General features: G+C 40.9%; 9 protein-coding genes and 1 tRNA gene. All 10 read left to right on the top strand.

Translation table 11 applies throughout. The annotated features are described in order from the left end of the window. Window positions 1-515: carbohydrate ABC transporter permease (locus tag B3473_RS07315; RefSeq protein WP_293678470.1), on the top strand; the 515-nt coding region annotated here is incomplete at its 5' end. Continuing rightward, on the top strand, window positions 515-1,432 hold the full coding sequence (locus B3473_RS07310; protein ID WP_154454214.1) for a carbohydrate ABC transporter permease: 918 nt from the start codon (window positions 515-517) through the stop codon (window positions 1,430-1,432). The genes B3473_RS07315 and B3473_RS07310, both read left to right, overlap by 1 nt. A 75-nt stretch (window positions 1,433-1,507) precedes the next feature. Beyond that, window positions 1,508-2,884: an ABC transporter substrate-binding protein gene (locus B3473_RS07305; protein WP_293678467.1), complete on the top strand. Its 1,377-nt coding sequence runs from the start codon at window positions 1,508-1,510 to the stop codon at window positions 2,882-2,884. Window positions 2,885-2,983: 99 nt separating this feature from the next. Next, the gene (locus B3473_RS07300) at window positions 2,984-3,730 is read left to right on the top strand and encodes a glycerophosphodiester phosphodiesterase (RefSeq protein WP_168260546.1); all 747 of its coding nucleotides are present in this window, start codon (window positions 2,984-2,986) and stop codon (window positions 3,728-3,730) included. Continuing rightward, the gene (locus B3473_RS07295) at window positions 3,724-4,560 is read left to right on the top strand and encodes an HAD-IIA family hydrolase (protein WP_293678463.1); all 837 of its coding nucleotides are present in this window, start codon (window positions 3,724-3,726) and stop codon (window positions 4,558-4,560) included. The genes B3473_RS07300 and B3473_RS07295 overlap by 7 nt, the downstream gene beginning before the upstream one ends. Before the next feature lie 99 nt (window positions 4,561-4,659). Further along, entirely contained in the window at window positions 4,660-5,106 is a 447-nt protein-coding gene (locus tag B3473_RS07290) for a flavodoxin (protein ID WP_154454218.1), read from the top strand. Window positions 5,107-5,249: 143 nt separating this feature from the next. Then, window positions 5,250-5,960 carry a TVP38/TMEM64 family protein gene (locus tag B3473_RS07285; RefSeq protein ID WP_154454219.1) on the top strand — a complete coding sequence of 237 codons (711 nt, stop codon included), beginning with the start codon at window positions 5,250-5,252 and terminating at the stop codon, window positions 5,958-5,960. A gap of 21 nt (window positions 5,961-5,981) precedes the next feature. Next, window positions 5,982-6,248, top strand: coding sequence for a chorismate mutase (locus B3473_RS07280; protein ID WP_167829248.1), 267 nt, complete (start codon window positions 5,982-5,984; stop codon window positions 6,246-6,248). 156 nt (window positions 6,249-6,404) lie between these two features. Beyond that, window positions 6,405-6,752 (top strand): 50S ribosomal protein L19, encoded by a 348-nt coding sequence (gene rplS, locus B3473_RS07275; RefSeq protein ID WP_154454220.1) that lies wholly within the window; start codon window positions 6,405-6,407, stop codon window positions 6,750-6,752. Window positions 6,753-6,806: 54 nt separating this feature from the next. Next, window positions 6,807-6,878: transfer RNA gene (locus tag B3473_RS07270), tRNA-Arg, on the top strand. Window positions 6,879-6,880 lie beyond the last annotated feature (2 nt).

Here is a 6,880-nt window from a genome sequence, read left to right as displayed (position 1 = left end):
GTTCGGCAGCCATGATTTTCCAAATCATGCTCCACCCAGCTGTCGGAATTGTGAATAAGCTTTTGGGCTTAGATATCAATTGGTTAAATGATCCTAATACAGCGCTTTACTGTGTGGCTTTCCTAACAGCTTGGCTAAATAGTGGGATTAACTTCCTGTATTTTTCAGCAGGACTTGGTAATATCGACGATAGCATCTACGAACGTGCCTCTCTTGATGGGGCAAGCCCGCTACAACAATTTTTCCACTTAACCTTACCAGGTTTGTCACCAATCATGTTTTATACCCTTGTGGTCAACATCATTCAAGCCTTCCAGTCATTTGGACAAATCAAAATCTTGACAGAAGGTGGGCCAAACGAAACAACCAACGTGATAGTGTACTCTATTTACCGTGATGCCTTCTTTAACTACAAGTTTGGTAGTGCAGCGGCACAATCGGTTATCTTATTTATCATTATCATGCTCATCACGCTTGTGATGTTCAAAGTTGAAAAGAAAGGAGTGAAATACTAATGGAACAAATGGGAGAAATGGAACTCTATTGTCAAGAAACGCTCACGCAAGAGCAAATTGTTGATATCAAGGAAACTATGCGTGCCAAGGCTCTAGCTAAGAAAAGGGCTAAAACAGGTTTTCGCTTGCTGACCAATATCGTGGTGGCTTTGATTATTTTGTTGCCACTCTTGTACGCAGTAAGCATTGCCTTTATGCCATCTGGTGAGTTGTTTACCACTGAGCTAAACCTCTTCCCAAAAAATCCGACCCTTGATAACTTTAAAAATGCCATCACGCAAGTACCGTTGATGCGATTCATCCTGAATTCTTTCATCATTGCGAGTTGCATTACGGTTGGTCAGATTATTTCTTGCTCGCTAGCTGCCTTTGCCTTCTCGTTTTTAGAATTCAAAGGAAAAGGCATTCTCTTCATGATTGTCATGGCTACCATGATGGTGCCTGGAGAGGCAACTATTATCTCAAACTATTTAACCGTTGGTAAGCTTGGATTATTGGATACTTATCCTGTACTGATTGTCCCTTACTTGACGTCGGCGATGGGAATCTTCCTCTTCCGCCAATTCTATATGACTTTCCCTAAATCTTTGTATGAATCAGCTAAATTAGACGGTTGCTCTAACTTGACTTTTATCATCAAAATCTTGCTTCCTTTGACCAAACCAGCGATTGGTGCTATGGCGGTTTACACCTTCATCAACGCATGGAACCTTTATATGTGGCCATTGTTGGTAACAGGTTCTGAGTCAATGCGAACTGTTCAGATCGGGATTAGTATGTTAAATAGTGTGGATTCGCAATCTATCACTTTGATGATTGCTGGTGTTGTGATGATTATCATCCCATCTATCGCTATCTTTGTTGTTGGTCAAAAACAACTGATTCGTGGCCTTTTCTCAGGTGCCGTTAAAGGTTAAGAGAAAAGCATCCGACTTACTTTTTACTCAATTTAATGTGTTAATTAAAATTTTTTAAGGAGATATATAAACCTAATGAAGAAAAAAATCATGGCAGGGCTTCTTGCTACAACAATGACGCTTGGTACTTTGACTGGTTGTGGTAGCTCATCAACCTCATCAAGCAAAACGGACAACGTTGAAGTTGAAACCGTTGAAATGGCTGCAGCTAACGAAGTTAGCGGTACAGAAATCACTTTCTGGCATTCTATGGGTGGCTCTGTTGCCAAAGCAATGGACGAATTGGTGGACCGTTTTAACGAAGAAAACGAATACGGCATCACGGTTAACGCTCAATACCAAGGGGAATACGATGATTCTCTAAACAAATTGAAGAGTGCGCAAATCGGAAACATGGGAGCAGACCTTGTCCAAGTTTATGAAATTGGAACACGTTTCATGATTGAATCTGGTTGGACTGTTCCAATGCAAAACATGGTTGACGCTGATAACTACGACCTTTCTCAAATCGAGCCAAACTTGTCAGCTTACTACACTATTGATGACCAATTGTACTCAATGCCATTTAACTCATCAACACCAATCATGTACTACAACAAGGACATCTTTGACAAAGCTGGCATAACAGAAATTCCAGATAGCTTGGAAGAGCTTAGCGAAGTTGGTGGTCAATTGATGGAAAAAGGTGGCGCTGACCAAGTTATCTCTCTTGGTATTTATGGTTGGTTCTTCGAGCAATTCATCAGCAAACAAGGCCTTGATTACGCAAATAACGGCAACGGTCGTGAAGACATTGCCATAGCAGTTGCCTTTGACGAAAATGGAGCTGCTGAAAACATCCTTTCAATCTGGAAAGAATTGAACGACAAAGGTTATGCACCAAACGTTGGTCGTGGTGGCGATGCTGGTCTTGCTGACTTCTCATCAGGTAAATCAGCTATCACTCTTGGTTCAACAGCATCACTTAACCAAATCCTTCAAGACGTTAACGGTAAATTTGAAGTAGGAACAGCTTACTTCCCTAAAATCAGCTCATCTGACGAAGGTGGCGTATCAATCGGTGGTGCATCACTTTGGGCTTTGAACAACAACGATCCGAAAAAACTTCGTGCAACTTGGGAATTTGTTAAATTCTTGATCTCACCAGAATCACAAGCTTTCTGGAACGCTTCAACTGGTTACTTCCCTGTAACAGTAGCTGCCCACGAAGAGCAAGTCTTCAAAGACAACATTGCCAAATACCCACAATTTGAAACTGCGATTGAGCAATTGCACGCTTCTTCACCTGAATATGCTGGTGCATTGCTAAGTGTATTCCCTGAAGCACGTTCTATTGTTGAAACAGAAATTGAAAAAACCATCAATGGTGAACAAAGTGTTGATGAAGCTGTTGAAAGCATGTCATCTTCAATCAACGACGCTATTGAAGAGTATAACCTTGTAAATGAATAATAGAGTGCTACAATAGAGTTATGAAGCAGGGCGGATGAGGTATTATCCCCCTGTTTCGTTTTTTATGAGCATTATTAAAGAATTGTTGGGAGTGAGAAAATGAAAACCGTTAGTATTTTTGCCCATAGAGGAGCCAGTCATCAGGCCCCTGAAAACACCCTTGAAGCCTTTCAAAAAGCCGTTGACCAAGGAGTTGATGGTATTGAATTAGACGTTCAAATGACCAAAGACCAAGTGCTTGTGGTTGCCCACGATGAGCAGTTGGAGCGTGTCAGCAATGGAAAAGGTTACCTAAAAGACCATACTTTACAAGAATTGCGCGCCTTGGATTTTTCATGTGGACACGATGAATACAGTCAGGTAAAGATTCCGACCTTGGCTGAAGTTTTGGAATTGGTCAAAGATAGCGACATTGTCCTTAATATTGAACTAAAGACGAGTTTGTTTTGGTACCCAGGTATCGAGGATGCCACGGTTCAATTGGTGCAAGAAAAAAGCATGGAAGACCGTGTGATTTATTCATCGTTTAACCATTATAGCATCCAAAAAATCAAGACCCTTGCCCCGCAAGCCCAGACGGCCTATCTCTTTTTTGATGTCATTGTTGATGCAGAACATTACACGCTTAATGCTGGTGTGCCAGCCATTCATCCTTGTTTTTGCCAATTGCTCATGCCTGAGATTTTAGAGCGTTATAAGAATTCAGATGTGAAAGTGCGTGTCTGGACAGTGGATGAGCCACAGTTAATCAAGCAATTCATGGCAGCAGGAGTGGATGCCATCATTACCAATGAGCCAGAGTTAGCCTTGAAAATACGTCGTGAAATGGAGGAAAACAAATGTTAGGCAAGAAGAAATTATTCTTATTTGATATTGACGGTACGGTTTGTTTGGGTGACAAATTGATACCAGGGGTTAAACCTTTTTTACAAGACATCAAGCAAAGTGGTGGTCAATTTATTTTTGTTACCAATAACGCCACAAAAAGCGTTGCTGATTATGTGACCTTTTTCAAAGGACTGGGTGTGGCTTGTGATGAGGCCAATTTTATCACGGCTTCGTACGTGACGGTGTACTATTTAAAAACGCACTATCCTGACCAATTGATTTATGTTTTGGGAACAGATTCTTTACAAGAAGAACTCAAATGCAACGGTATTCGTGTGACAACGGATTGCCATGAGGAAGGCATTGCTTGCGTCCTTGTGTCTTATGATAATCAACTCACTTACGACAAATTAGTGGATGTTTGCTGGTTATTGACCAAGGCAGATGTGGATTATGTGGCAACTAATCCTGACATGGTCTGCCCTGTGGAATTTGGCTATGTACCAGATTGTGGAGGTATTTGTGAAATGATAGCCCATGCGGTCAAAAAAGAGCCTTACTATATCGGTAAACCTGAAACGGCTATGGTGGATTTTGCCTTAAAACAAAACCCTTACACCAAGGAAGAAACCATGTTGGTTGGTGATCGTTTGTACACCGATATTCGTTGTGGGAAAAAAGCAGGCGTGGATACGGTCTTGGTTTTGACAGGTGAAACCACTAATGCAGATGTTTCTGCGAGTGTCGAAAAACCCAATTACGTGGAAAATTCAGTAGCAACCTTGTACAAGAAATGGAGGAAAGACAGACAATACCTTCATCACAATGAAGAAAGTGAGGTTGGTTAAGACCAAATCCGCACCTAGCTTCCTAAAAAATACGGTTTTTGTTAGCCTTTTTTCAATAAAATATGCTACAATAAAAGTAATTTATGTTTGGAGGAAACTATGGCTTTAGTAAAAATTGTCTATGCTAGCATGACAGGAAATACAGAAGAAATTGCTGATATTGTTGGAAATGCCTTTGAGTCACTAGGACATACCGTTGAAGTGGACGAATGCACAACTGTTGACGCAGCTGATTTTGAAGATGCCGATGTGGCTATCGTGGCATCATATACTTATGGTGATGGGGATCTACCAGATGAAATCGTTGATTTCTACGAAGACCTTGCTGATGTTGATTTGGCAGATAAAGTCTTTGGTGTGGTTGGTTCTGGTGATACCTTCTACGATTATTTCTGTAAAGCCGTTGATGATTTTGAAGCTCAGTTTGCTCTAACAGGAGCAACTAAAGGAGCTGAGTCTGTGAAGGTGGACTTGTCAGCTGATGATGAGGACATCCAAAAATTAGAGGCATTTGCGCAAGCTATTTCCCAAAAAGTCAATGGATAATAGATGAAAAGGGGTCTTCAGAAGACCTCTTTTTTACTGACGGTGTCAGGATTCCCTTTTCATTCGATAAGGACTTATAGTATAATAAAAAGACAATAGTAAGCAATCTTATTGGGAAAGACTAATGATTTAAGGGTGAAACGATGAAAAAAGTGAAGTATGGCTATGATGAACTCCGCCGCTTCTTGGTGTTGTTTGGTGTGGTTCTAGTTCTAGGTTATTTTATTCTTTATGTGATTGGGCACTGGGAATTGCTGGTGCGTTTTTGGGAATCCAATTCGCAAGCTGAAATCAATCGAGTGATTTCCCAGCTTCGTCATAAGACTATTTTGAATTTTGTGGTCTTGGTTATTCTGACGGCTGTGACGGCGGCTATTCCATTTATGTCTAATGCCGTTTTTGCCATTTTTAATGGGGTGGTTTATGGTCCTTATATCGGCTTTGGCATGAATTTGCTAGGAAATGTCTTGGGGAATTTTATCTTTATCAAGTTGCTCAATGTCGTGGATATCACCGATAGTGAAAACAAATTGAAAAAGCGTTTTAGTGGCATTCAAGCGCTAGAAAACAAGAATTATGGGATTATTTTAGGCTACATGATTCCTGTTGTACCAACGATTTTGATCAATTATCATGTAGCAGAAGAAAAGCTTCCTTGGCGCAAATGGCTGCCCTATGTTACCATTGGGGTGGCTCCGAGTAGTCTAATTTATGCCTTGGGTGGTGACGCTGTGATTGCTGGTAATGTCAGACGTTTGATTGTGCTTGGTGTGATTATCGCTCTTGGTTATGTCTTAGTAACCGTGATTAGACGCCGAAATAACAACAAAATGCAAAAGGAAAGTGCAGCTTAAAGAATGGTAAGAAAAACAATGATAGATTTAGATGTGACGCGCCAAAAAATTGATGCCATAGATGCAGACTTGGTGGCGCTTTTGGAAGAACGTATGCAACTAGTCAATGATGTCGTCGCTTACAAAAAAACGGTTGGCAAGCCAATCTTAGACACAAGCCGTGAACACGCCGTCCTTCAAAAAGTAGCCGATAGGGTTCAAGAAAAAGCATTTGAGGATACGATTGTTAATACTTTTTCAGATATCATGAAACGTTCCCGCGACTACCAAGCCACACAAATAGACTAGACTATTTTGCTAAAAAAACTCTCGCGAAAATGGTTTCTATCTCTTTACACAACTTACCTTTTTTGCTAAAATAGTAAGAGTGTGTGATGGACACACGAAATACGGCTAATCCGCTGGGACAAGCACTTATGATTAGTAAGATAGGAGAAAAATAGAATGAATCCATTAATTCAAAGTTTGACTGAAAGTCAATTACGTACTGACATCCCTACATTCCACCCTGGTGATACTGTTCGTGTTCACGCGAAAGTTGTCGAAGGAAACCGCGAACGTGTCCAAGTCTTCGAAGGTGTGGTTATTTCTCGTAAAGGTCAAGGGATCTCAGAAATGTACACAGTTCGTAAAATGTCAAGTGGTATCGGGGTAGAACGTACTTTCCCAGTTCATACACCACGTGTTGAAAAAATCGAAGTTGTTCGTCATGGTAAAGTGCGTCGTGCTAAACTTTACTACTTGCGTGCATTGCAAGGTAAAGCAGCTCGTATTAAAGAAATCCGTCGTTAATGAGCACTGCTATGTAACGAGAAAAATCTGTCCTCGGGACAGATTTTTTCATAACTCCCCTTAGTTCAATGGATATAACAACTCCCTCCTAAGGAGTAGTTGCTGGTTCGATTCCGGCAGGGGAGATC

This window comes from Streptococcus sp. UBA632 (genome assembly GCF_002300045.1).
Lineage (GTDB): Bacteria > Bacillota > Bacilli > Lactobacillales > Streptococcaceae > Streptococcus > Streptococcus alactolyticus.
This window is presented reverse-complemented; position numbering and strand designations above follow the sequence as displayed.

What these genes read in the sequence shown, in the direction of transcription:
- B3473_RS07310 (WP_154454214.1), top strand. Translation starts at nt 515, where the DNA reads ATGGAACAAATGGGAGAAATGGAACTCTATTGTCAAGAAACGCTCACG.
- B3473_RS07305 (WP_293678467.1), top strand. Translation starts at nt 1,508, where the DNA reads ATGAAGAAAAAAATCATGGCAGGGCTTCTTGCTACAACAATGACGCTT.
- B3473_RS07300 (WP_168260546.1), top strand. Translation starts at nt 2,984, where the DNA reads ATGAAAACCGTTAGTATTTTTGCCCATAGAGGAGCCAGTCATCAGGCC.
- B3473_RS07295 (WP_293678463.1), top strand. Translation starts at nt 3,724, where the DNA reads ATGTTAGGCAAGAAGAAATTATTCTTATTTGATATTGACGGTACGGTT.
- B3473_RS07290 (WP_154454218.1), top strand. Translation starts at nt 4,660, where the DNA reads ATGGCTTTAGTAAAAATTGTCTATGCTAGCATGACAGGAAATACAGAA.
- B3473_RS07285 (WP_154454219.1), top strand. Translation starts at nt 5,250, where the DNA reads ATGAAAAAAGTGAAGTATGGCTATGATGAACTCCGCCGCTTCTTGGTG.
- rplS (WP_154454220.1), top strand. Translation starts at nt 6,405, where the DNA reads ATGAATCCATTAATTCAAAGTTTGACTGAAAGTCAATTACGTACTGAC.